Source organism: Streptomyces sp. NPDC027663 (genome assembly GCF_055566415.1).
In genome coordinates this window covers 159,480-181,263 of the sequence record NZ_JBVHSK010000009.1, presented here as the reverse complement: position 1 = coordinate 181,263, position 21,784 = coordinate 159,480, and the positions used below count along the sequence as shown (strand labels likewise).

General features: G+C 73.0%; 20 protein-coding genes. 9 read left to right on the top strand and 11 right to left on the bottom strand.

Annotated features, from left to right (window positions below; translation table 11 throughout):
* Position 1: 1 nt before the first annotated feature.
* From ACZ4SF_RS24060 to ACZ4SF_RS24040, 5 genes are all read right to left on the bottom strand, one after another.
* Positions 2–871 (bottom strand): PPK2 family polyphosphate kinase, encoded by an 870-nt coding sequence (locus ACZ4SF_RS24060; RefSeq protein ID WP_468387865.1) that lies wholly within the window; start codon positions 869–871, stop codon positions 2–4.
* A 41-nt stretch (positions 872–912) separates the two neighbouring features.
* On the bottom strand, positions 913–1,737 hold the full coding sequence (locus ACZ4SF_RS24055) for a slipin family protein (protein ID WP_468387863.1): 825 nt from the start codon (positions 1,735–1,737) through the stop codon (positions 913–915).
* 106 nt (positions 1,738–1,843) lie between these two features.
* Positions 1,844–3,322: a SulP family inorganic anion transporter gene (locus tag ACZ4SF_RS24050; RefSeq protein ID WP_468387861.1), complete on the bottom strand. Its 1,479-nt coding sequence runs from the start codon at positions 3,320–3,322 to the stop codon at positions 1,844–1,846.
* Positions 3,323–3,330: 8 nt separating this feature from the next.
* Complete coding sequence (locus ACZ4SF_RS24045) at positions 3,331–3,909, bottom strand: carbonic anhydrase (protein WP_468387859.1); 579 nt, start codon at positions 3,907–3,909, stop codon at positions 3,331–3,333.
* 82 nt (positions 3,910–3,991) lie between these two features.
* A complete protein-coding gene (locus ACZ4SF_RS24040; protein WP_468387857.1) occupies positions 3,992–4,387 on the bottom strand; it encodes a hypothetical protein in 396 nt (131 codons plus the stop codon).
* Positions 4,388–4,772: 385 nt separating this feature from the next.
* Here ACZ4SF_RS24040 and ACZ4SF_RS24035 point away from each other — a divergent pair, with 385 nt between their 5' ends.
* Positions 4,773–6,197, top strand: coding sequence for a hypothetical protein (locus ACZ4SF_RS24035; RefSeq protein WP_468387855.1), 1,425 nt, complete (start codon positions 4,773–4,775; stop codon positions 6,195–6,197).
* Positions 6,198–6,415: 218 nt separating this feature from the next.
* Here ACZ4SF_RS24035 and zapE read toward each other — a convergent pair whose 3' ends face one another.
* Entirely contained in the window at positions 6,416–7,519 is a 1,104-nt protein-coding gene (gene zapE / locus ACZ4SF_RS24030; protein ID WP_468387853.1) for a cell division protein ZapE, read from the bottom strand.
* Positions 7,520–7,856: 337 nt separating this feature from the next.
* Here zapE and ACZ4SF_RS24025 point away from each other — a divergent pair, with 337 nt between their 5' ends.
* The 5 genes from ACZ4SF_RS24025 (at position 7,857) to ACZ4SF_RS24005 (ending at position 12,580) form a co-directional block, all read left to right on the top strand.
* The gene (locus ACZ4SF_RS24025; RefSeq protein ID WP_468388083.1) at positions 7,857–8,573 is read left to right on the top strand and encodes a pyrimidine reductase family protein; all 717 of its coding nucleotides are present in this window, start codon (positions 7,857–7,859) and stop codon (positions 8,571–8,573) included.
* Positions 8,574–8,701: 128 nt separating this feature from the next.
* Positions 8,702–9,175 (top strand): indole-3-glycerol phosphate synthase, encoded by a 474-nt coding sequence (locus ACZ4SF_RS24020; protein ID WP_468387851.1) that lies wholly within the window; start codon positions 8,702–8,704, stop codon positions 9,173–9,175.
* Between the two features lie 182 nt (positions 9,176–9,357).
* Positions 9,358–10,749: a UDP-N-acetylmuramate--L-alanine ligase gene (gene murC, locus ACZ4SF_RS24015; RefSeq protein WP_468387849.1), complete on the top strand. Its 1,392-nt coding sequence runs from the start codon at positions 9,358–9,360 to the stop codon at positions 10,747–10,749.
* 15 nt (positions 10,750–10,764) lie between these two features.
* Entirely contained in the window at positions 10,765–11,172 is a 408-nt protein-coding gene (gene msrB / locus ACZ4SF_RS24010) for a peptide-methionine (R)-S-oxide reductase MsrB (RefSeq protein ID WP_468387846.1), read from the top strand.
* 109 nt (positions 11,173–11,281) lie between these two features.
* The gene (locus tag ACZ4SF_RS24005) at positions 11,282–12,580 is read left to right on the top strand and encodes a PP2C family protein-serine/threonine phosphatase (RefSeq protein ID WP_468387844.1); all 1,299 of its coding nucleotides are present in this window, start codon (positions 11,282–11,284) and stop codon (positions 12,578–12,580) included.
* A 459-nt stretch (positions 12,581–13,039) separates the two neighbouring features.
* Here the strand turns inward: ACZ4SF_RS24005 and ACZ4SF_RS24000 are convergent, their stop codons facing one another.
* From ACZ4SF_RS24000 to ACZ4SF_RS23990, 3 genes are read right to left on the bottom strand one after another with little or no spacing between them, the layout of a single operon-like run.
* Entirely contained in the window at positions 13,040–16,759 is a 3,720-nt protein-coding gene (locus tag ACZ4SF_RS24000; protein WP_468387842.1) for a CHAT domain-containing protein, read from the bottom strand.
* Positions 16,760–16,807: 48 nt separating this feature from the next.
* Positions 16,808–17,686: a hypothetical protein gene (locus ACZ4SF_RS23995; RefSeq protein ID WP_468387840.1), complete on the bottom strand. Its 879-nt coding sequence runs from the start codon at positions 17,684–17,686 to the stop codon at positions 16,808–16,810.
* Between the two features lie 11 nt (positions 17,687–17,697).
* The gene (locus tag ACZ4SF_RS23990; RefSeq protein WP_468387839.1) at positions 17,698–18,084 is read right to left on the bottom strand and encodes a hypothetical protein; all 387 of its coding nucleotides are present in this window, start codon (positions 18,082–18,084) and stop codon (positions 17,698–17,700) included.
* A gap of 232 nt (positions 18,085–18,316) precedes the next feature.
* On the opposite strand from ACZ4SF_RS23990, the gene ACZ4SF_RS23985 reads away from it, so the two are divergent.
* The 3 genes from ACZ4SF_RS23985 to ACZ4SF_RS23975 are packed head-to-tail and all read left to right on the top strand — an operon-like array spanning position 18,317 to position 20,762.
* Positions 18,317–19,447 carry an ABC transporter ATP-binding protein gene (locus ACZ4SF_RS23985; RefSeq protein ID WP_468387837.1) on the top strand — a complete coding sequence of 377 codons (1,131 nt, stop codon included), beginning with the start codon at positions 18,317–18,319 and terminating at the stop codon, positions 19,445–19,447.
* Positions 19,444–20,097 (top strand): ABC transporter permease, encoded by a 654-nt coding sequence (locus ACZ4SF_RS23980; RefSeq protein ID WP_468387835.1) that lies wholly within the window; start codon positions 19,444–19,446, stop codon positions 20,095–20,097. Before ACZ4SF_RS23985 ends, ACZ4SF_RS23980 begins: the two co-directional genes overlap by 4 nt.
* Positions 20,094–20,762 carry an ABC transporter permease gene (locus ACZ4SF_RS23975; RefSeq protein ID WP_468387832.1) on the top strand — a complete coding sequence of 223 codons (669 nt, stop codon included), beginning with the start codon at positions 20,094–20,096 and terminating at the stop codon, positions 20,760–20,762. Before ACZ4SF_RS23980 ends, ACZ4SF_RS23975 begins: the two co-directional genes overlap by 4 nt.
* Before the next feature lie 3 nt (positions 20,763–20,765).
* On the opposite strand, the gene ACZ4SF_RS23970 is transcribed toward ACZ4SF_RS23975, so the two are convergent.
* Together ACZ4SF_RS23970 and ACZ4SF_RS23965 are read right to left on the bottom strand one after the other, a co-directional pair.
* Complete coding sequence (locus ACZ4SF_RS23970; RefSeq protein WP_468387830.1) at positions 20,766–21,368, bottom strand: GTP-binding protein; 603 nt, start codon at positions 21,366–21,368, stop codon at positions 20,766–20,768.
* Entirely contained in the window at positions 21,355–21,771 is a 417-nt protein-coding gene (locus ACZ4SF_RS23965) for a DUF742 domain-containing protein (RefSeq protein WP_468387828.1), read from the bottom strand. The genes ACZ4SF_RS23970 and ACZ4SF_RS23965 overlap by 14 nt, the downstream gene beginning before the upstream one ends.
* Positions 21,772–21,784 lie beyond the last annotated feature (13 nt).

Sequence of the window (21,784 nt, the reverse complement as noted above, 5' to 3'; positions counted from 1 at the left end):
CTCACGCCTGTTTCAGCAGCTGCTCCCGGCACTCGGCCAGGTCGAAAGCGGGTTCCGGGTACTGCGGATCCAGGTCCTCCAGGTGCTCCTGCAGCAGCCGGGTGATGGCCCAGTTGCGATACCACTTGCGGTCCGCAGGGATCAGGTACCAGGGTGCGTACGGCGCCGCGCAGCGCTCCAGGGCCAGCTCGTACGCCTCCTGGTAGGCAGGCCACAGGGCGCGCTCCTCGATGTCGCCGGGGGTGAACTTCCAGCGCTTGTCGGGACGGTCGAGGCGGCGCAGCAGGCGGCGCTTCTGCTCCTCGGGGGAGAGATGGAGGAAGCACTTGACGAGGGTGACGCCGTCCTCGGCGAGGGACCGCTCGAAGTCGTTGATCAGCCCGTAGCGGCTGCCGATCTCGGCGGGCCGGGCCAGATGCCGGACGCGGGCGATGAGCACGTCCTCGTAGTGTGAGCGGTCGAAGATGCCGATCTCGCCGGCCTCGGGCAGTGCCCTGCGTACCCGCCACAGGAAGTCGTGTCGCCGCTCCTCCTCGGTGGGTGCCTTGAACGCCCTGATCCGGCAGCCCGTGGGGTTGAGCTGGCCGATCACATGCTTGACCGTGCCGCCCTTGCCGCTGGTGTCCATGCCCTGAAGCACCAGCAGCACCCGGCGCCGGTCACCCGCCGTGCCCGCCGCCCAGAGCCGCTCCTGCAGCCGGGCCAGGCGCGTGCCCGACCGGGCGGTGTCCGTGAGAGCGGCCTCCTTGCCGTCCGGGGCACCGGGCGTGGCCCGGGCGTCGTACCCGGCGAGATCGATCCGCTCGTCCTCCGGGAGCCGCAGCTGCTCCCGGAGGGCTTCTCTCCGTTTCCTGGCCGGGTGCTTCGGCACGGGCGCTCCTTCCGTCCGGGTCGGGATGACAACGGCGTCCGCTAGCCGGGATGCGGTTCGCCGTCGGGATGCGGTTGCCCCGGCGGGGCCTGCTCCGAAACCGGTGACTGCCCGCCCCGTTCGAGGAAGTGCAGCAGCTCCACCGGAATGGGCAGGACCAGCGTGGAGTTCTTCTCGGCCGCCACCGCCATCACCGTCTGCAGCAGCCGCAGCTGGAGCGCGGCCGGTGTGTCGGACATCTGCTGGGCGGCCTCGGCGAGCTTTCTGGAGGCCTGCAGCTCGGCGTCGGCGTTGATGATCCGGGCCCGGCGCTCGCGGTCCGCCTCGGCCTGGCGCGCCATGGACCGCTTCATCGTGTCCGGCAGGGAGACGTCCTTGATCTCGACCCGGTCGACCTGGATGCCCCAGCCCACGGCCGGGCTGTCGAGCATCAGCTCCAGGCCCTGGTTGAGCTTCTCCCGGTTGGAGAGCAGATCGTCCAGGTCGCTCTTGCCGATGATCGAGCGCAGGGAGGTCTGCGCCATCTGCGACACCGCGAACTTGTAGTCCTCGACCTTGATCAGGGCGCTGGTCGCGTCGATCACCCGGAAGTAGACCACCGCGTCCACGCGGACGGTGACGTTGTCGCGGGTGATGCCCTCCTGGGCCGGGATCGGCAGCGTCACGATCTGCATGTTGACCTTCTGCAGCCGGTCCACGAAGGGAACGATCAGGGTCAGGCCCGGCGGCCGCACATCACCGGCGACGCGGCCGAGCCGGAACAGCACGCCCCGTTCGTACTGCTTGACCACGCGCGCCGCCGCGGCCAGGTACACCACACCGGCGGAGCCCGCCGCCGCCACGGCCACCAGAAGGTCCTCGACCATGGTGACCTCCTCGCACAGAGGCCGGTTATGTCTGCTGTTGCCACGATAGGCCCGTGGGGCCGGGAAGCCGAGAGTCCCCGGCGTCCCGGCCCCACAGGGCGGGCTCTCACGCGGCCATGACCAGCTTCACCGGCTCCGTGCCCGCTGCGCTGTGCCGCGCGGCCCAGTTCTCCAGGGCGGTGCGGCAGGCATGGTCCAGGTGGTGCAGCCCGGAGACGTCCAGCCGGACCGGCCGGTCCTGGGGCAGCGACTCCAGGGTGTCGAGGATCTTCGGCAGCCGCAGGAAGGTCGCGTTGCCGGACAGGTGCGCGTCCACCGGGCCCGCGCCCTTGTCCACGACCTCCAGCTTGATGTGCGAGGCCTCCCAGGCGGTCTTCACCACCGCCAGGGCCAGACCGATGAGCACGCCCTCGAACATGCTGACCGCCACGATGGAGACGGCCGTGACGGCGAGGACCAGAGCCTCGCCGCGGTGCTCGCGCCACAGCACGGCCAGCGCGCGTACCGGGACCAGCTTGGCGCCCGCGTGGATCAGGATGCCCGCGAGGGCCGGCAGCGGGATGTAGGCGAGCACGCCCGGCAGCAGTGCCGCGAACAGCAGCAGCCAGACGCCGTGCAGCACCCGGGAGGCCTTCGTACGGGCGCCCGCCTGGACGTTGGCCGCGCTGCGCACGATCACCGCGGTCATCGGCAGCGCGCCGAGCAGCCCGCACACCGTGTTGCCGGCGCCCTGGGCGACGAGCTCCCGGTTGTACTGGGTGCGCGGCCCCGAGTGGAGCCGGTCCACGGCCGCCGCGCTGAACAGCGACTCGGCGGACGCGATCAGCGTGAAGGCGACGATCGTGCCCAGCAGGCCGACGCCGGCCAGCTCGCCGAAGGCGCTCAGCGGCGGCGGCTGGACGGAGCCGAGCAGGCCTTTGACCTCGACCGTGGCCACCGGCAGGCGCAGCGCGAGGGTGGCCGCGGTGGCGAGGCCGACCGCGGCGAGCGGTCCGGGCACGGTGCGCACCTTCGCCGGGGCGTGCTTCCACAGCAGCAGCACCGCGACCGTGCCCGCGCACACCGCGAAGGAGGCGAGGGCGCCGCCGTCGCCGAGGGCGTCCAGGAACGCGCCGGGCAGCCCGGCGATCTTGCCCACCCCGGAGTCCGGGGCCTTTGCCGCCAGCGCCGGGTACAGCTGACCGGCGATGAGCACCAGGCCGATGCCGGCCAGCATGCCCTCGACGACGGAGACGGAGATGGCCCGGAAGTAGCGGCCGAGCCGGAGCACGCCCATGGCCACCTGGAGCAGCCCGGTGGCGAGGACGATCACGCCGAGCACCGGCAGGCCGAACTCCTTGACCGCCTCGAAGACGAGCACGGTCAGGCCGGCCGCCGGGCCCGACACCTGCAGGCTGCTGCCGCGCAGCACGCCGGTCACCAGGCCGCCCACGATGCCGGTGATCAGACCGAGTTCGGCCGGGACCCCGGAGGCGACGGCCACGCCCACGCACAGCGGCAGCGCGACCAGGAAGACGACGAGGGAGGCGGCGAAGTCCTCCTTCAGATGGGGGAAACGGGATATGAGGGTGCGGTTGCTGGTCATGGGCGCGCTCACAGGGCCTCGAAGGTGTCGGTCTGCGGGCGGTGCGTCCGTACGGCGCCGGTGTGCACCTCGTAGTACCAGGCGTGCAGTTCCAGCTGACCCTCGGTCAGTTTCCGCTCGACGCAGGGGTACGAGCGCAGCCGCAGGAGCTGGGTCAGTACGTGGCTCTGCACGCCCTCGGCGACCTCCGGGTCCTCGGTGGCGCCGGCCGGGCGCGGGGTGGCGTGCGCGAGCCAGTCGCGCACGGCCGGTACGGCGGTCAGGTCGTCGCCGCGTACCAGGGCGCCGACGGCGCCGCAGTGCGAGTGGCCGCAGACCACGATGTCGCGGACGCCGAGCACTTCGACGGCGTACTCGATGGTGGCGGCCTCACTGGTGGGCTGCCCGGAGGCGTAGGGCGGGACGATGTTGCCCGCGGTGCGCAGCTCGAACAGCTCGCCGGGGCGGGCGCCCGTGATCAGGGCCGGGACGACCCGGGAGTCGGAGCAGGTGATGAACAGCACCTGCGGGGACTGGCCTTCGGCGAGTCTGGCGAACTCCTCAGGGCGCTGTCCGAACGTACGGGCGTTGTCGATGAGGGGCTGCATATGTGGGTTCCTCCTGGCGCGCCTGCCTGGCGCGTCGGGTTCGAACGACTGTTGTGGGGGGGGAGAGAACTCGGCCCGGTCCTCAGCAGCGGAAGACCTGAAGCGATGCCGGCGTGTGGGCTCTGGAGGCTCTCGGTGTACGGCTGCACGGGTCGCCGGAGGGGGCCGCCGGGGCTGCCCCGGCCGCCCGGCCGGATATGAGCGGGTGCCCGTGTGCGCAGCCGGAGGCGGGGCCGCGATGCCGGTCGCGCACCTGCGGGACGCCCTCGGGCTCACCGGGGCGGCCCGGGGCGCGGAGTGTGTCGGTGCCCTTCCTCGCCGGTTGCACGGAGGGAGCAATTCCGGTCTCGGTCTTGGCCAGCGCCTGACCGAAAGTGTGCGCGGGTGCGAAGGTTCGCGTGGGGGTGAAGAGCTGGAGGGCGAGCAGTGTCATGCCGAGGAGGGCGAGCAGGGTCCGGGCGGTCGTACCTCGGAACATGAGCCCCCCTTCGCTTTCTTCACATCTCTTGTCCAGACCAAGCCTTGGTCAATGGATGGTCAAGAAACACGTTAACCCTGCAAAGACCTTTGCAGGGTTAACTGGGCGTTACACGCGCGAGTAAGCGTGAAAAGTGCGGGTGACCTGGCGTGAACTCGCCCTTGCCCCCGGGGAGTCGATCGGATATTGAGCGGCGGCTGGGGGTGTCGTTCGGATCCCGGTCGGACATGACCACGGTGCCGTCCTGCGCGTCCACCGTTGTGGGGGCCGTTCTGCTGCGAGGTGCCGAGCCCGTGCAGATCCGCGGGGAGTGCTCGCCGGTCGGGGCCGGACGTCTATGCTGCCGTGTGCATCTCAAGATCACCTGCTGAGAACTTACGGGGAAATGAACAAGTACACAGTGATGGCCGTGGGTCTCGTGCTGTCGGCCGGCCTGGTCACGGGCTGCGGTTCCTCCGACGGCGGCGGCTCCGGCGCCAAGCCGAAGGACGGCCGCTCGGCCGGCCCGCACGGTGCGACGCCCAAGGGGCCGGGCTACAGCGGGCCCGCGATACCCGGCCTGGCCGCCGAGCCGGCGTGGAGCCTGCCGCCCGCCCACGCCATCGACCTCGGTGACACCCTGCTGTTCGTCAAGGACGCCCGGGGCACGTACGCACGCGGTGACGGATATGCCTGGGAACCGGTCGACGGCTCGGTCGGCACCCTTCACTTCACGAACGACCCCGAGCCGGCCACCTTGGAGTTCCGGGACGTCAAGACCGGCGCGGTACGCAAGAGCCTCAAGGTCACGACCGATCGCGTGGCCGCCACGACCTGGCACGACGGTGTCAAGGCGGTCGCGGTGTTCGCAGAGGCCACGACGGAGTCGGACGGCCTGAGCGAGGAGAAGACCACCACCACGGTCACCGTCTACGGCAGTGACGGAGCGCAGCTGGGCAAAGCCGCGACCGAGGGCGACGAGTTCGACGTCCGCGAGGGCCACATCATCGAGCAGGACGGTGACGCGAGCCTGAAGCTGACGCCCGTCGACGGTGGCAGGGCCCGCAAGGTCACCTGCACCGGACAGTTGGCGAGGTGCTCCTTCGACGCGCGCAACAACGAGATCGACGGCGGTCAAGCGCACGCGCCCCTGATCACCGGCGCATACGCATTCCACGTGGAGAACGCGTCCAACTACGAGGACGAGCCCGAACAGCTCGTCATGACGGAACTCGCCACCGGCACGAAAGCCTGGAGCACCGCCGACGTCACCCCGCCGGCGGGCGTGGAACTGGACGAGGACGGCAAGCGCACCAGCGGCGCCCTCCGGGTCCTCGACGTGCGTGACGGCCATGTCCTGACCGCCTGGGGGGCGGGCGCCTTCTCTCCCGACACCTGGGTGACGGCGACGTACGACATCGCGAGCGGCAAGCAGATCGGCGGCTCGTCGAAGTACTCGTACGAGGACAGCCCCACCGACACCGTCAACACCGAGGGCTCCTCCGTCTTCACCCCCGACCGCACCCTGGCCGCCGCTCACACGGAGCAGGGCACCGCCGTGTGGCAGCCTGCCGACGGCAAGGAGGTCTGGGCGCAGAAGGACGGCGAGAAGGCGATGGAGCCGCTGCGCTTCTCCCCGAACGGCGTCCTCTACGGCACCACGAAGGACGACGGCTTCAGCGAGAGCGTGTTCCTCGCGGTGGACGGCCGTACCAAGAAGGTGCTCGCCAAGAGCCTGCCGGAGCAAGACCTTCCGTTGTTCTCGCAGCCGTCGGGATACGGCTACATCAGCACGGACAAGGGATTCTTCGTGTTCCCGTCCCAGAGCTGATGCCGTGACCGCACAGGTCCGCCGGGTCGGTGGTCGTGGCGGTCGGACGTGCGGTGACGCCCGATCCGACCGCTGCAGGCGCGGTGGCAGAGCCTGTCCGGGTGCGCGGACCGGCCGACCATGAGGGGCAGAAGTGCAGCAGTTCGTGCGCCGCGGCAGCACGAGCTGGGTGCGCCACCGGCGTGACGTCCGGCTTCTTCGCCCCCGCGATGTGCTGCCTAGGCCCCGACAAGTCCCTTCGCGTCCCGGGCCAGTGCGGTGAGCCGGGATATCGCGCGGAAGTACTTCTTGCGGTAGCCGCCGTTCAGCATCTCCTCGCTGAACAGCCTGTCGAACGGCTGGCCCGAGGCCAGCACCGGGACCTCGCGGTCGTAGAGCCGGTCCGCGAGCACCACCAGGCGCAGCGCCGTCGACTGGTCCGGCACGGGCCGGACTCCGGTCAGGCACACCGCGCGCAGGCCGTCGGTCAGCGCGCCGTACCGGCTCGGGTGCACCTTGGCCAGGTGCTCCAGGAGGCCCGGGAAGTCGTCCAGCGAGGCACCCTCGGTGGCGAAGGCCGTCTTCATGACCTCCTCGTCGGAGAAGGGCGCCGGGGCTTCGGGCAGACCGCGGTGGCGGTAGTCCTCGCCGTCGATGCGCAGGGTGCGGAAGCGGGCCGACAGGCCCTGGATCTCGCGCAGGAAGTCGGCGGCGGCGAACCGGCCCTCGCCCAGCTTGCCGGGCAGCGTGTTGGAGGTGGCGGCGAGCGCCACGCCGGCCTCGACCAGCTTGCCGAGCAGTGTCGACACGAGGACCGTGTCGCCCGGGTCGTCCAGCTCGAACTCGTCGATGCACAGCAGGCGGTGCCCGCTGAGCGTCTGCACGGTCTTCTGGAAACCGAGCGCCCCGACCAGGTTGGTCAGCTCCACGAAGGTGCCGAACGCCTTCAGCGCGGGCTCGGCAGGTGTGGCGTGCCAGAGCGAGGCGAGCAGGTGGGTCTTGCCGACGCCGTAGCCGCCGTCGAGGTAGACACCCCGGGGGCCGGCCGGGGGCTTGGCGGCCTTCGGCTTGCCGAACCCGAAGAAGCCGCGCTTGCCGCCGCCCACGGCGTGCGCCCCGCCGAGCCCGGCCGCGAAGCCCTCCAGCACCCGGACGGCCTCGGTCTGGCTGGGCTGGTTCGGGTCCGGGATGTACGTGGAGAAGCGGACGGAGTCGAAGCGCGGGGGCGGCACCATCTCGGCGACCAGACGGTCCGCCGGGACGTGCGGCTCACGGGCGCACAGGGACAGCGGGCCCGCGTCCGGCAGAGGGCTGGATCCTGGGGCGGCGGTGGAGGACGACACAGTTGTCCATGCTAAGCGCCGTGTCACACTGCACGACATGCGACGGCTCTTCCCTGTGACCGAAGAAACAGCAGCCCAGGCCCCTGGCGGAGGCACGGCGGCCACCGGGGCGGGGGCGGCCCGCGCGGGTGTCTCCGCCGGTGGGACACCCGCGGCCACCGGTTCCGGCGCTTTCGGCGACGGCCCGGCCGGAGGGTCCGGAGTTCCGCACGGCGGCGGCCCGGCCGCCGGACCCGGCGTTCCGGCCGCAGATGCCCCGGCCGCCGTTCCCGGTCCCGGTGCAGGCCCGGCCGGCGGGTCCGGCGGGGTCGGCGCGGCCGTCGACCGGGAGTGGAGCCTGGCCGAACTCGCCGCCGCCTACGCCTACCCGGAGCCCGCGCCCGGCGCCCCGCGGCCCTGGCTGCGGGCCAACATGGTCTCCTCCCTCGACGGCGCGGCCCAGCACGAGGGCCGCTCGCAGCCCATCTCCAGCGCCGCCGACATGCGGATCTTCGGCACGCTGCGGGCGCTCGCGGACGTCGTCGTGGTCGGCGCGGAAACGGTACGGCAGGAGGGCTACCGCCCGGCCCGCGTGCGCGGGGAATTCGCCGGGGCCCGCGCCGCCGCCGGACAGGCCCCGGTCCCGGCCATCGCGATCGTCACCGCGAGCCTGGAGCTGGACTTCACGCTCCCGCTGTTCACCTCGCCCGTGGTGCCCACGCTGCTCCTGACCGGAGCCGCGGCCGCCCCCGACCGGGTCGCCGCCGCGGAGAAGGCCGGTGCCCGGGTGGTGATCGCCGGCGAGGGCATGGGCATCGAGCCGGCCCGCGCGATCCAGGCCCTCGCGGACCTCGGTCACACCCGGCTGCTCACCGAGGGCGGCCCCCGGCTGCTCGGTCAGCTGATCGCCGCGGAGGTGCTGGACGAGCTGTGCCTGACCGTCTCGCCGATGCTCACCGCGGGGGACGCCCAGCGCATCGCCGGGGGTCCGTCGGTCGCCGTGCCGCGCCGGTTCGGGCTCGTGTCCCTGCTGGAGGAGGACGGATTTCTGTTCAGTCGTTACCGTCGCTCCTGAATTCGGCGGAATGTGCCGTTCCGGTTAGCTCGCGGCGGGCAGACTTAGTCGGCAGTACCCGTGCGATCACGGGGAAGGATGGTTTCCGCAGGGGCCCTGCCGGGCCCTCTAAGGAGAAGAGGCGTCTGGTGTTCACAAGCGTTCTGATGATCGAGAAGGCCCTGACGTCCGCCGACGTGGAGTTCGTCACGACCCTGCACGGGGACGAGGCCGTCTCCTTCCACGTGCTGCTCCAGCCGCGCGGCGACCAGGCGGACCGGCTGCTGCGGGCCATCGACGACATCGCGCTCGGCGAACTCGACGAGGCCGTGCGGGAGAGAGAGACGCCGGAGGGCCACGAGGCGCGGAGCGTGGGCCGGCAGGCCCTGGACGTGTCGCTCCAGGCGTTGCGCGCGGCGGGGAGCCGGGCCGAGGGGCGGCTGGTCGAGGATCACCCGCTGGATGCGCTGAAGTCGCTGGTGGCCGAGGTGGACGCCGACGAGGTGATCGTGCTGACCGATCCGCACTACGTGGAGGAGTTCTTCCACCGGGACTGGGCTTCCCGGGCTCGGCACAAGGTGGGGGTGCCGGTGCTGAAGCTGTTCTCGCACAGCAAGGCGTAGGGCAGGCGAGGGCCGGGCGGCGTCCGGGGGCGGTGTCTCCGGCGGGTGCGGGCGCGGCATGGCTCGTCGGGCAGTTCCCCGTGCCCCTGGGCCGGACCGGCTCACCCTCCTTGCGAGGGACCCGGTGCTCCAGCGCATAGGCTAGGGCTGCTTCAGCTCGTACCGTCTCTGGGGAGAAACGCATGGCACCCGGCCTTCCTACCGCCATGGACCGACCGCACTTCATCGGCATCGGCGGCGCCGGGATGTCGGGCATCGCCAAGATCCTCGCCCAGCGCGGGGCCGAGGTGGCCGGCAGCGACGCCAAGGACTCCGCGACCGCCGAGGCACTCCGGGCGCTCGGTGCGACCGTGCACATCGGGCACGCCGCCGAGCACCTCGCCGACGGCGCGAGCTGCGTCGTCGTGTCGTCGGCGATCCGCGAGGACAACCCGGAGCTGGCCCGCGCCGCCGAACTGGGCATCCCGGTGGTGCACCGCTCCGACGCGCTGGCCGCGCTGATGGAGGGGCTGCGCCCGATCGCCGTGGCCGGCACGCACGGCAAGACCACGACCACATCGATGCTGGCCGTCTCGCTCGGCGCCCTGGGCCTGAAGCCGTCGTACGCCATCGGCGGCGACCTGGACGCGCCCGGCTCGAACGCGCTGCACGGCGAGGGAGACATCTTCGTCGCCGAGGCCGACGAGTCGGACCGCAGCTTCCACAAGTACGCGCCCGACGTCGCCATCGTCCTCAACGTCGAGCTGGACCACCACGCCAACTACGCCTCCATGGACGAGATCTACGAGTCCTTCGAGACGTTCGTGGGCCGCGTCACCGAGGGCGGCACCCTGGTCGTCTCCGCGGACCACGAGGGCGCCCGGGAGCTGACCCGGCGCGTCCGCACGGGCGCGGTGCGCGTGGTGACCTACGGCGAGGCCGAGGGCGCCGACGTACGCGTCCTGTCGATCGTCCCGCAGGGTCTGAAGAGCCAGGTCACCGCGGTGCTGGACGGCCAGGAGCTGACCTTCGCGGTGTCCGTGCCCGGCCGCCACTACGCCCTCAACGCCGTCGCCGCCCTCGCCGCCGGTGCCGCCCTCGGCGTCCCGGCCGCGGAACTGGCCCCCGCACTCGCCGCCTACACCGGCGTCAAGCGGCGCCTCCAGCTCAAGGGCGAGGCGGCCGGCGTCCAGGTGATCGACTCCTACGCCCACCACCCCACCGAGATGACCGCCGACCTGGAAGCCATGCGCGCCGCCGCCGGTGACGCCCGCATCCTCGTCGTCTTCCAGCCGCACCTCTTTACCCGCACCCAGGAGCTGGGCAAGGAGATGGGACAGGCGCTGGCCCTCGCCGACGCCTCGGTGGTCCTGGACATCTACCCGGCCCGCGAGGACCCGATCCCCGGGGTGACCAGCGAGCTGATCATCGACTCCGCGCGCGCGGCCGGCGCCGACGTCACCGCCGTCCACGACAAGGGCGAGATCGCCACGGTGATCGAGGGAATGGCCAAGCCCGGCGATCTCGTTATCACCATGGGCGCGGGCGACGTGACGGACCTGGGCCCGCTGATCCTGGACCGTCTGTCGCAGTAAAAGGGGCTGAGGCTCATGTCGTACGACGTCGACAAGCCGGACGAGCAGTGGCGCGCGGAGCTGAACCCGGCCGAGTACGCCGTGCTGCGCCAGGCCGCCACCGAGCCGGCCTTCACCGGTGAGTACACGGACACCAAGACCAAGGGCGTGTACTCCTGTCGCGCCTGCGGCGCCGAACTGTTCACCTCCGGCACCAAGTTCGAGTCGCACTGCGGCTGGCCGTCCTTCTACGACCCGAAGGACACCGACGCCGTGGAGCTGATCGAGGACCGCTCCCACGGCATGGTGCGCACCGAGGTGCGGTGCGCCCGGTGCGGCTCGCACCTGGGCCACGTCTTCGAGGGCGAGGGCTACCCGACCCCGACCGACCAGCGGTACTGCATCAACTCCATCTCCCTGCGTCTGACCCCCGACGAGGGCTGAGCCCGCATGGCCGGGCCGCCCTGCCGGGGCGGCCCCGCGTGAGGCTGCCGGGGCGACTGGGCCTGATGACCTGATCGCCCCGGTTTGAGATTCTGTGAGTGTGTTGGGTGTGGCGCGGTGGATCCAGTCCCGTCGCAGGCCCCAGGCAGTCCACGGTGACCGCCGCCGAGACGGCGGCCCGGGCGAGGACGAGCAGGCCGCGGAGACCTCGGTGCGGCTGAGCGACCTGCGAACGGCCCTGGCCGGGATCGGCACCACGCTCGACGCCGCCACCACCTGCGCCGAACTGACCCGGGCCGCCGTGCGGCTGGCCGGCGGAGCGGCCGCAGTGATGCGCCGCACGGGGGACGGCACCTCCGGGTACGACGCGGTCCACGGGAGTCCCGATCTGCTGCCCGACGCCCGGTGGGCCACGGCGGCGGCCCGCGAGGCGGGCGTTCCGGCCGTCGACGCGGCGCCGGACCCCTGGCTGGAGTACACGGGCGGAACCCGGCCCGGCGCTGCCCTGTGCGTGTCCCTGACCAGCGGCGAGACGGGGTACGGCGTCCTGGTGTGGGCGCGCTCCGGAGCGCCGCTGCGCCGCGCCGAGGCCGAACTGCTCGCCATGCTCGCCGAGCGCGCCGCCTCCCACATCCGGCACGCCGGTGCGTACGAGCAGGTCAGCCGTACCGCCGGCGATCTGCAGCGCGCCCTGCTCGCCGAGCCCGGCCGCCCGCACCCCAACCTGGACGTCGCGATCCGCTATCTGCCGGCCGGCCGGCGCACCCTGGTCGGCGGCGACTGGTGCGAGACCGTACGGTTGCACTTCGGCCGGACCCTGCTGGTCGTCGGGGACGTCATGGGGCACGGCCTGGAGTCCGCCGTCGACATGAGCGCCTACCGCTCCTCCCTGCGCTACATCGCCTCCGCCGACCTGCCCCCGCACCGGGTGCTGCGGCAGATGGACGACCTCGCCTCCGGGGAGACCGACCGCAGACCGGCCACCTGTCTGCTCGCCCGGGTCGACCCCGGCCGCGGTCAGATCACGCTGGCCAGCGCCGGGCATCTGCCGCCCGTGCTCATCGGCCGGGAGGGCGGGACCACGCTGCTGCCGGTGCCCGTCGGACCACCGCTGGGCACCGGGCTCGGCGGGTACGAGTCGGCCAATCACCGGCTGGAGCCAGGAGAGACACTCGTGCTGTTCACCGACGGGCTCGTGGAGCGCCGCGGCGAGGACATCGACTGTTCCCTGGCCCGGCTGGCCGCCCTGCGCTTCCCCGCCGGGAACGGCGTCGGCGAGGTCCTGGAGACCATTCTCGCCCGCCTGGACGCCGGGCACGCGGAGGACGACGTGGCCGTCCTCGCCGCCCGGCCGCACCTCCGGCAGGCGCCGGCGGACGCGGTGGCGCAGGTGCCGGCCGGCAGCTGAGCCCTGCGGTCCGGCTCCGGGCGGCAGCCGAGCCCTGCGAGCCGAGCAAGGCGGCTGCGTAGGCTTCGGGCCGCCTGTTGCTCCGGTGCCGCCTCCCCCTCCGGTGCCGTCTCGCCCTTCGGCGTCGCCTGGCGCTCCCATGCCGCCTGGTGTTCCGATGCCGTCTCGCCCTTCGGCGTCGCCTGGCGCTCCGGTGCTGTCTGGCGCTCCCAAGCCGCCTGGTGTTCCGGTGCCGTCGCGTCCTTCGGTGCCGTCGCGTCCTTCGGCGTCGCCTGGCGCTCCTGTGCTGCCCGGCGCTCCCACGTGTGGCCGTGCGTTCCCAAGAGGCCTTTCGTTCCCGTACCGCCTCGCCCCCCAAGCCGCCTCGCGCTCTCACGCGGCTTCGTATCCCCATGCGGCTCTGCGTTCCGGGCGGTTTCGCGTTCTCGCGCGGGCTTGCCCTCCCACCTCGTCCGCACCTCACGCCCCGGCGTGTACCAGCGCCCCCCAGGTCCAAGGCCGCTCCGTGTCGGCCGTTCGCAGGGCGCGGACCGTGTCGTGCAGGGCCAGTGCCGCCGGCAGCGGGGCGGGGGCCGGGAGGGACGGGGCCAGGGTGCGGTGGAAGGCGGCGGCAGCCTCCGCGGCGAAGGCGTCACCGACCTCCCAGAGCGTCGCCACCGACTGGGTGTAGCCCGCGAGCTGGAAGACCGAGGCGAGGTGGATGACCTCGTCGGCGAACGCGGGCGAGGCGCTGGCGCGAGCCGTACCGCAGGCCGAGAGGTACGCCAGCTCCGCCGACTCCAGATGGAGTTCGGCCAGCTCACCGACGTACAGATCACCGTCGGCGAGCAGCAGCCGGCCCGCGGTGACGTCCTCGGGGTCGCTGTCGGCGTGGCAGGCGAAGTGCACCACGGCCGCGTCCAGGAGCGCGTCGCGCACCGCCGCCCGGGTGGCGTCCGTGCCGGTCAGCGGAGCGCCGCCGGTCGCCGCGACCGCCAGGGCCGCCTCGGCCACGGTCCGGGCCAGCGGCGCCTGCCCCGGCGTCTCGGGCATGGCCACCGCCGCGACACCGCGCCGGCCCGGTGCCGCGCGCCGGCGGGCCCGGCTGTACAGCAGGGCGCGCAGCGTGGGCGTGTAGGAGGAGGCCACCCGGTCCAGGACGGCGGCTCCCGCGCGCGCGCCCGGCCCGTGGTGCCCGGCGGCGTGCAGCGGGAAGGAGTTGAGCACACCGGACGGCGCCCACCACAGGCGCGGCCAGGCTGTGCCCGGCGCCGGCGGGCCGGTGAACCCCACCGCGTCCAGGACCGGTTCGGCGAGCACGTCCCACAGCCAGGCCAGCGTGCCGGTGAAGACCTCCCGGGCCGCCGGGAACAGCGGGTCCCGCGGGCCCGCCACGAGCGCGGCGACGGCCGACCGCAGCGACTCGGCCTGGGCGGCGAGGTCGGCGGCGGTCAGCCCGGGCAGCGGCACCGGGAGCACCCCGTCGGGACGCAGCACCAGAGCGTCGCAGCGGCGTGGATGGACGTTGACGCTCACCACCGGGCCCTCCGCGGCGGCCGGCCGCAGGTCGTCCAGGGCGAGCGGCAGCGGGGTGAGGAAGCGCTGGAAGCCGGGGCGCTGCTTCAGTTCGGTGATCAGCCGGGCCGCGCGGTCGAGGACGGCACGCTGCTCGGTGGTCTCCTCCGGGGTGGGCCGCCGGCCGGGCTCCATGCTCCGGCGTGCCGCGCGCAGCCGGTCCAGGGCGGACCGCAGCCGGGCGTGCAGCTCGGCGTCGGCGCCGTGCAGGGCGGCCAGTTCACGGCGGGCGTTGAGCGCGGTGGACAGCAGATGGGCCCGGCCGTCCTCCAGAGTCTCCAGGGCGTCCACGGCGTCGTGCCGCTCCAGCGCCTGCGCGGCGGCCTCGGAGGCGAGCCGGGTGACCAGACTGGGGGAACGGCCCGGGCCCGCATGGCCGGCGCCGAGCCGCCGGCCGTTGTCCAGCCGGTGATACACCGCATTGGCCCAGTGGTGCAGCAGCAGGGCGCTGCGCCGGTCCGGCTCGGTGGTCGCCGTGAGCGCCCGGGTGAGCGCCTCGGCCTCGGTGTAGTCGGCCTCCTCCGACCACATCAGGTGCCGGTTGAACAGCTGAACGGCCAGCATCGTGCGCGTCTCGTCGTACTCGTCCGTGCCCGGCGAAAGCCGGGCCAGCCTCCTGCGGCCGACGCGTATGCCGTCCTCCAGGGCCTGGATCTGCTCGAACGGAGATTCCCCGGCGAACGACAGCGCCATCTGCCCCGCGAAGAGTTCGGGGTCGAAGCCCAGGTCCGCCAGCTGCTGCGGCAGTTCCTCGTACAGCTCGCGCAGCTGCGGCACGGTCGCGCGCACCAGGTCCAGCCGGGACGGGTCGCCCTCCGGGGCGTTCTGGGAGTCCTGCATGGACTTCATGACGGCCAGCCCGTTGCGTCCGCTGCGCAGCAGCCGGTGTTCGCGGGAGCCCGGCACCGCCACGGCGAGCAGCCGGTCGTACACGTCGAGGATCTCCCCGAGGAGGCTGGTGTCGACCGGTTCCGGCGGCTCGGGCTCCGGCGTGTCGCCCTGCAGGATCCTGGTGAGGGCCCGTGCGCGCTCTTCCTCGGGCAGTCGGGCCAGACGCCGTAACTCCAGCTCCGCGCCGCGCTCCAGGATGTCGCCCAGGGAAGCCTGGCCGGGGTGGCGGACGACCAACCCGGCGAGGTCCATCAGCTCCTGTCCGCGCGAGCCGCCGCCGCCCTGCGGGCCCATGCCGAGCAGGGCCAGTACGGCGGCGATGGGATGGCTCGGGTCCGCCCCGGACATCGCGTCGCGCACGATGGCGTCGATGGCGTCCGAGTCGGCCCGCAGTCCGGGCGGGAGGACGGAGGCGCCGGGCGGCTCGCCCGGGCCGAGCGCATCGGCGCGCACCTGCGCCGCGGCCTCGGCGATCAGCCCGGTGTCCCCGGTGAACACCGGGTCGGCGGCGGCGAGCAGCCCGAGGCCGTCCATCGGCCGCCCCGAGGCGATCAGGCTGGCGGCCAGCCGCCGCCGGACGTCCTCCCGGTCGGGGTCGCCCTCCGGGGTGAGAGCGAGCAATCGGCGCAACGCCTTTGCGGCGTCCGCGGCGAGTTCGGCGGCGCGGGCCGGTTCCGCCCGGGGCGCGCCGATCAGCGAGGCCTCGGCCAGCCGGTCGAGGTGGGTGCGGAGCGCTGCGTGGTCCTCGGCCGGGGTGAGATCGAGGGCGTGCCGGAGCGCGGCGACGGCCTCCTCCCGGACCGTGGACGACATGTCCTCCGCCCGCTCGGCGTTCCTGGCGTACAGGGTGAGGACGTGACCGAGGTCGGAGTGCATCTGCGCTGTGTTGCCGTCGGCCGGCCCGGCGCTGCGGGTCGCCGTGCGCAACAGTTCGATCACCTCGGGCAGCCGGGTGCGGTCCTCGGTCCGCGCCGCGATGCCGAGCAGCGTGAGGCCGAGGCCGTTGGCGCAGCGGGCGCGGTTCGGGTGGTCCGGGGGAGTGGCCGCGAACGCGGCGCGGAACACGGCTGCCGCCTCGCCCAGACGGTCGGGCCCGCTGTGCCCGGTCTCGCCACCGAGGATCAGCAGCGCGTAGCCCAGGTTGCAGCCGGCCACCGCCCGGTCGGGTCCGTTCGAGTCCAGGTGCGGCAGGGCTCCGCGGGTCAGTTCGGCGCACGCCTCCAGCGCTTCCGGCCAGGTCAGGCCGATGCCCAGGCGGAGCAGCAGACAGCCGACGTTGGCCAGGGCCGCGGCATGCTCCCGGAGGATGGCATCGGGGTCCTCGGGGCGGTGGGTGCCGAGCAGCTCGTCCAGCCAGGCGCGCAGCGGCGGCGGCAGCACGTCGGGGCTGTCCGGCAGATGGCAGTGGAAGGGGCCGAGCAGCAGCAGGCCCGTACCGGCGTCGGCCTCGCGGGCAGCGGCCTCCTGGTGGGCGTCGGCCCGGGCCAGCAGGGTCACGCCGAGCGTGTACGCCACCTCCCGGTCCACTCCGGGGCCGCCCTGCGCGGGGGTGAGCACCAGATGGCGCAGCAGTGCATCGGTCTCGGCGAGTGCCGTCTCGGTGAGCAGCCCGGCGGTGCCACCGGGCCCGTCGAGCCGGTCCAGCCGGTCACGGACCGATCCCACCAGCCGTTCCCGGTCGGCCCGCCGGCCCTCGCCGGCCGGCTCCCGCTCGTGTGCCGACTCCGTCGCCATGGTGCGCACCCCCTGTCCACGGGGCCCTGCCCCGCGCGTCCGGTCCCGTCATCGACGCCGTGCGCCCGCCCCTTTGCGGAACCGCTCGGTGACCGTGCGGCCGAGGCTCGCCCGCACCGGGCGGGCCTCCTCGTCGAACCGCTCGAACAGCTCCGGCAGATGGACGTCCACGGCGGACTCCACCAACTCCGCGTACTCCTCGACGCGTTCCCGCCCGCGCCGCCGGGCGACCAGTCCCGCGCCCGCCCCGGCCACGGCGGCCGGCCACCAGACCGCCCCCAGCAGCACGTACAGCACCGCCCAGCCGCCGAGCCGCATCGCCTCGTCCAGCCGCTGCCGGGACTCGGCCAGCGGCAGCCGGGTGGTGTCCGGCAGCAGCAGCCACAACCGGGGCCACGTGTCGGCGAGTTCGATCCGGTAGTGCAGCCGGACACGAGCGGCCGGGGCACGCAGCCGGTCCCCGGCCCAGGTCGGGCACTCCGGCCGGACCAGGGCGATCGCGTTCCGTTCGGCCTCCCGCGCGGCGAGCGTGCCGGTGCCCCGGGCCGCCTCGCAGGCTGCGTCACGGGTGTCCCAGGCGCGCCTGCGCCGCTCGGTGAACCGGCCGGACACGCGGTGCAGCGGGCGCGGCCAACTGCCCTGCACGACACGCTCGTACGGCCCGGCCAGGGCGTCGGCGAGCAGCGCGGCGGCGAAGGACGCCGCCAGTACCCCGAGCAGCAGCACCGCCGTCCGGGTGGAGCCCGAGCCGTCCGCGGTCAGGGCCCGCAGCCGCTGCCGCAGCAGTTCGACGTCCGCCCAGTGCCGCTGGCCCAGGGTCAGTCCGGTGGCCGCGAGGGCGGTGAACACCAGCCCCGGCAGCACCAGCGCCGCGGCCCAGCGCTCGGCCAGTTTCCGGCCGACGTCCGTGACGAGCCCCGTGAGCACGGCCGGCCCGCTCAGCTCTCGGCGTCGAAGCGCAGGGCCACGTCGAACACCTCGCACACCGGAAGTTCCCGGCCCGGCCTCCGCTGTTCACGCCGGGCGCAGATGCCGTGCGGGCAGACGTGCGCGCCGGGCACGGTGTGCGGACCGTCGTCGGTGACGGGGGTCGGCAGGGACGAGCGGGCGCCCGGCTCGGCGGTCACCGGGTCCGTACGATCGGACAGCAGGCCGAGCGCGACGAGGTGGGCCTCGACCGGATCACCGGCGCGGGCGGCCCGGACGGCCTGGTCGACGGTCCGCCGCCGGGCGGCGCCGACCGGTCCCTGGTGCAGACGGCGGAGCAGGGGCAAATGGCGGCACAGCAGCGCCAGTTGCTCATCACGTTCCCCATATGACGACACGTCACCCATGGTAGGCGGACACCCGGTGGCGCTCCCTGGTTCCCCTGCATTCGTGCCGCCGCCCGGCATCGGCACGTTCCTCCGGCGCTCGCACCGCCGCCCGGCATCGGCACGTTCCTCCAGCACTCGTGCCGCCGACGAGCGCTGTCCGGCCAAAATACTGAAACACTCGCGGTCTAGACTCTCCCCGGACCAGCCCAGGATCGGTCGGACCCGAAGGGTACGCGGCGTTTTGATACGGATAGAGTCAGTCACGAAGCGGTACCCGGACGGCACGGTCGCGGTCGACCGGCTCTCGCTGGGCATACCGGACCGCGCCATCACCGTCCTCGTCGGGCCCTCCGGTTGCGGCAAGACGACGACCCTGCGGATGATCAACCGGATGGTCGAGCCCAGCGAGGGCAGCATCCTCCTGGACGGCCAGGACATCCGGCAGCAGCCGGTCAACACCCTGCGCCGGTCCATGGGTTACGTCATCCAGAACGCCGGGCTCTTCCAGCACCGCACCATCCTCGACAACATCGCGACCGTGCCCCGGCTGCTCGGCTGGAACAAGCAGAAGGCCCGGGCCCGGGCCGCCGAACTGATGGAACGCGTCGGTCTCGACTCCGCGCTCGCCAAGCGGTACCCGTACCAGCTCTCCGGCGGCCAGCAGCAGCGCGTCGGCGTGGCCCGCGCACTCGCCGCCGACCCGCCGGTGCTGCTGATGGACGAGCCGTTCTCGGCCGTCGACCCCATCGTCCGCAAGGGACTCCAGGACGAACTCCTGCGCATCCAGGAGGAGCTGGGCAAGACCATCGTGTTCGTCACCCACGACATCGACGAGGCGATCAAGCTGGGCACGAAGGTCGCCGTACTGCGCACCGGCGGCCGGCTCGCCCAGTTCGCGCCGCCCGCCGAACTGCTCAGCGCGCCCGCCGACTCCTTCGTGGAGGACTTCCTCGGCGCCGACCGCGGCATCCGCCGGCTCTCCTTCTTCCCGTCCGACGGACTGGAACTGCAGACCGCGCCCGTCGTTTCGATCGACGCGGACGCCGGCCAGCTCGCCTCCCGGGCCACGGCTCCCTACCTCCTCGTCACGGACCCCGACGGCAGGCCGCTCGGCTGGGCCGAACCGGACCGGCTGACCGCCGAAGCCGTCGACCGGGACCGACTACTGCCGTTCGGGCGGCCGTTCGTGCCCGCGACCGATTCGCTGCGCACAGCGCTCGACGGCGCCGTGCTCTCGCCGACCGGGTGGGCCGTCGCGGTCGACGGCGACGGGCGCGCCGTCGGCGTCGTCTCCCAGCAGGTCATCGGCGAGGCGATCCGGGACGCCCACAGCCGCGTGACCGAGCACGCCGAGGCGAAGGCCGGACGATGAGCGGCTTCTTCGACTTCCCCAGCGACCTCCAGAACACCTACCTCGGTCTCATCGGGCTGCACCTGCGCGAAGCCCTGCTGCCGGTGCTGGCCGGACTGCTCGTGTCACTGCCCGTGGCCCAGCTGTGCGTGCGGTTCCGCTGGATCTACCCGCCGGTCCTCGGCCTCACCACCGTGCTCTACGCCATCCCGTCGCTGGCCTTCTTCGTCGTGCTCATCGACTACTTCGGCCAGAGCGAGACCACGGTGATGATCCCGCTCGCCCTGTACAGCCTGGTGGTCCTGGTCCCGGCGATCGTGGACGGCGTCCGCTCGGTGCCACCGGAGACCCTGGCCGCCGCCCAGGCCATGGGCTTCGGTGCCGTACGCCGGTACTTCCAGGTCCAGTTGCCGATCGCCGTACCCGCGATCATCGCCGGCCTCAGGGTGGCGACCGTGTCCAGCATCTCCCTGGTCAGCGTCGGCATGCTCATCGGCAACCAGGGCGCCCTCGGCAACCTGCTCTACGCCGCCATGACCTACCACCGTCCGGCCCTGGCGGTGAACGCGGTCGTGACCATCGCGGTGCTGGGCATCATCGCCGACGCCGTCCTGGTCCTCGTCCGCCTCCTCCTCACCCCCTGGATGCCGAGGAAGGGGAGCACCCGGTGAACGTCCTGAACTTCGCGCACGCCTTCTTCAGCGACAGCACCCACTGGCACGGCTACGACGGCATCCCCACCCGGTTCGCCGAGCACGTCGGGTACTCGCTGCAAGCCCTGCTGATCGCCGCCGCGATCGGGCTGCCCGTCGGACTGGTCACCGGCCACTACGGCCGCGGCGGGAACGCGCTCGCGCTGCTCGCCACCGCCGGCCGGGCGCTGCCCAGCTTCGGCCTGCTGGTCCTGATGTTCATCTGGATCGGCCTCGGCCTGCTGCCGGTGATGATCCCGCTCGTCGTGCTCGCCGTACCGCCGATCCTGGTCACCACCTACGAGGCGGTCCGCTCCGTGGAGCCCTCACCGGTGGACGCCGCCCGGGGCATGGGGATGTCCGAGGCACGGGTGCTGCTCCAGGTGGAGGTGCCGGTAGCGCTGCCGCTGATCTTCAGCGGGCTGCGCACGGCGGCCATCCAGATCGTTTCCACCGCCACCATCGCCGCCTACGTCAGCCTCGGCGGCCTCGGCCGGTACATCATCGACGGGCTCTACCAGAGGAACTACGAGAAGGTCGTCGGCGGTGCCGCCCTGGTCGCCGGCCTGGCCCTCGCGACCCTCGCCGTGTTCTGGGCGGCGGCCCGGCTCACGGTGTCGCCGGGAGTACGCCGCAGCGGCTGAGGCTCACCGCTCGGTGCGGGCCAGCGCCAGTTCGAGCACGACGAGCAGCGCGTCCCGCACCGAGCCCCGCTCCCGGGCGTCGAACACCACGACCGGCACGCCCGCGGAGACGTCCAGCGCCCAGCGGACGTCCTCCAGCGGGTGCTCGACGTTCCCGTCGAAGGCGTTGACGGCGACGGCGAACGGAATGCCCTTGTGCTCGAAGTAGTCGACGGCCGCGTAGCAGTCGTCCAGCCGGCGCGTGTCGACGATGACGAGCCCGCCGACCGCACCCTCCACGATGTCGTCCCACATGAACCCGAACCGCTCCTGCCCGGGCGTCCCGAACAGGTACAGCTTCAGCGTCGGGTCGATGGTGATGCAGCCGAAATCCATCGCCACGGTCGTCGTGGTCTTGCGCGGGGTGTGCGTGAGGTCGTCCACACCGGCGGCGACCTCGGTGATCGACGCCTCCGTGGTCAGCGGCTCGATCTCCGAGACCGCGCCCACGGCGGTGGTCTTGCCCACGCCGAAGCCACCCGCGATCACCATCTTGACCGGCAGCGGCGGCCGTACGGCCCCCGTCGTGGCCGGGCTCCGGGCCAGGAGCGGTTCAGTCGGTGTCACTCGGTACCCCTCGGGAGTCGGGGACGGCCCGCAGGCCGTCGATAACCCTGCGCAGGACGGACGCGTCGTGGGTGGCCTCGGGGTCCGGCACGTGCACGGCCAGCTGCCCCGCCTCGCGCAGGTCCTCGGCCAGCACGCGGACCACGTTGAGGTGCAGCCGCAGACGGGCCGCCAGCTCCGCGAGCGACTGCGGCAGCCGGCAGGCGGCGACGATGTCGTGCCGCTCGAAGGAGAGCCGCCCGAGCGCGTCCAGACCGCCGGCGGTGGCCACCACCTGGGTCTCCAGGGGCAGCGCCCGGCCGGAGCCGGGGTCCGCGACCCGGCCGGCGGTGACCAGGTACGGCCGTACGGCGGGGGCGGGTCCGACCGGGTCCGGGCCCGGGGGCTCGGTGCCGTCCGCCATCGGATCGTTCCCC

Coding starts and splice junctions, on each gene's coding strand:
- ACZ4SF_RS24055 (WP_468387863.1), bottom strand. CDS start 1,737: ATGGTCGAGGACCTTCTGGTGGCCGTGGCGGCGGCGGGCTCCGCCGGT.
- ACZ4SF_RS24050 (WP_468387861.1), bottom strand. CDS start 3,322: ATGACCAGCAACCGCACCCTCATATCCCGTTTCCCCCATCTGAAGGAG.
- ACZ4SF_RS24045 (WP_468387859.1), bottom strand. CDS start 3,909: ATGCAGCCCCTCATCGACAACGCCCGTACGTTCGGACAGCGCCCTGAG.
- ACZ4SF_RS24040 (WP_468387857.1), bottom strand. CDS start 4,387: ATGTTCCGAGGTACGACCGCCCGGACCCTGCTCGCCCTCCTCGGCATG.
- ACZ4SF_RS24035 (WP_468387855.1), top strand. CDS start 4,773: ATGAACAAGTACACAGTGATGGCCGTGGGTCTCGTGCTGTCGGCCGGC.
- murC (WP_468387849.1), top strand. CDS start 9,358: ATGGCACCCGGCCTTCCTACCGCCATGGACCGACCGCACTTCATCGGC.
- msrB (WP_468387846.1), top strand. CDS start 10,765: ATGTCGTACGACGTCGACAAGCCGGACGAGCAGTGGCGCGCGGAGCTG.
- ACZ4SF_RS24000 (WP_468387842.1), bottom strand. CDS start 16,759: ATGGCGACGGAGTCGGCACACGAGCGGGAGCCGGCCGGCGAGGGCCGG.
- ACZ4SF_RS23980 (WP_468387835.1), top strand. CDS start 19,444: ATGAGCGGCTTCTTCGACTTCCCCAGCGACCTCCAGAACACCTACCTC.
- ACZ4SF_RS23965 (WP_468387828.1), bottom strand. CDS start 21,771: ATGGCGGACGGCACCGAGCCCCCGGGCCCGGACCCGGTCGGACCCGCC.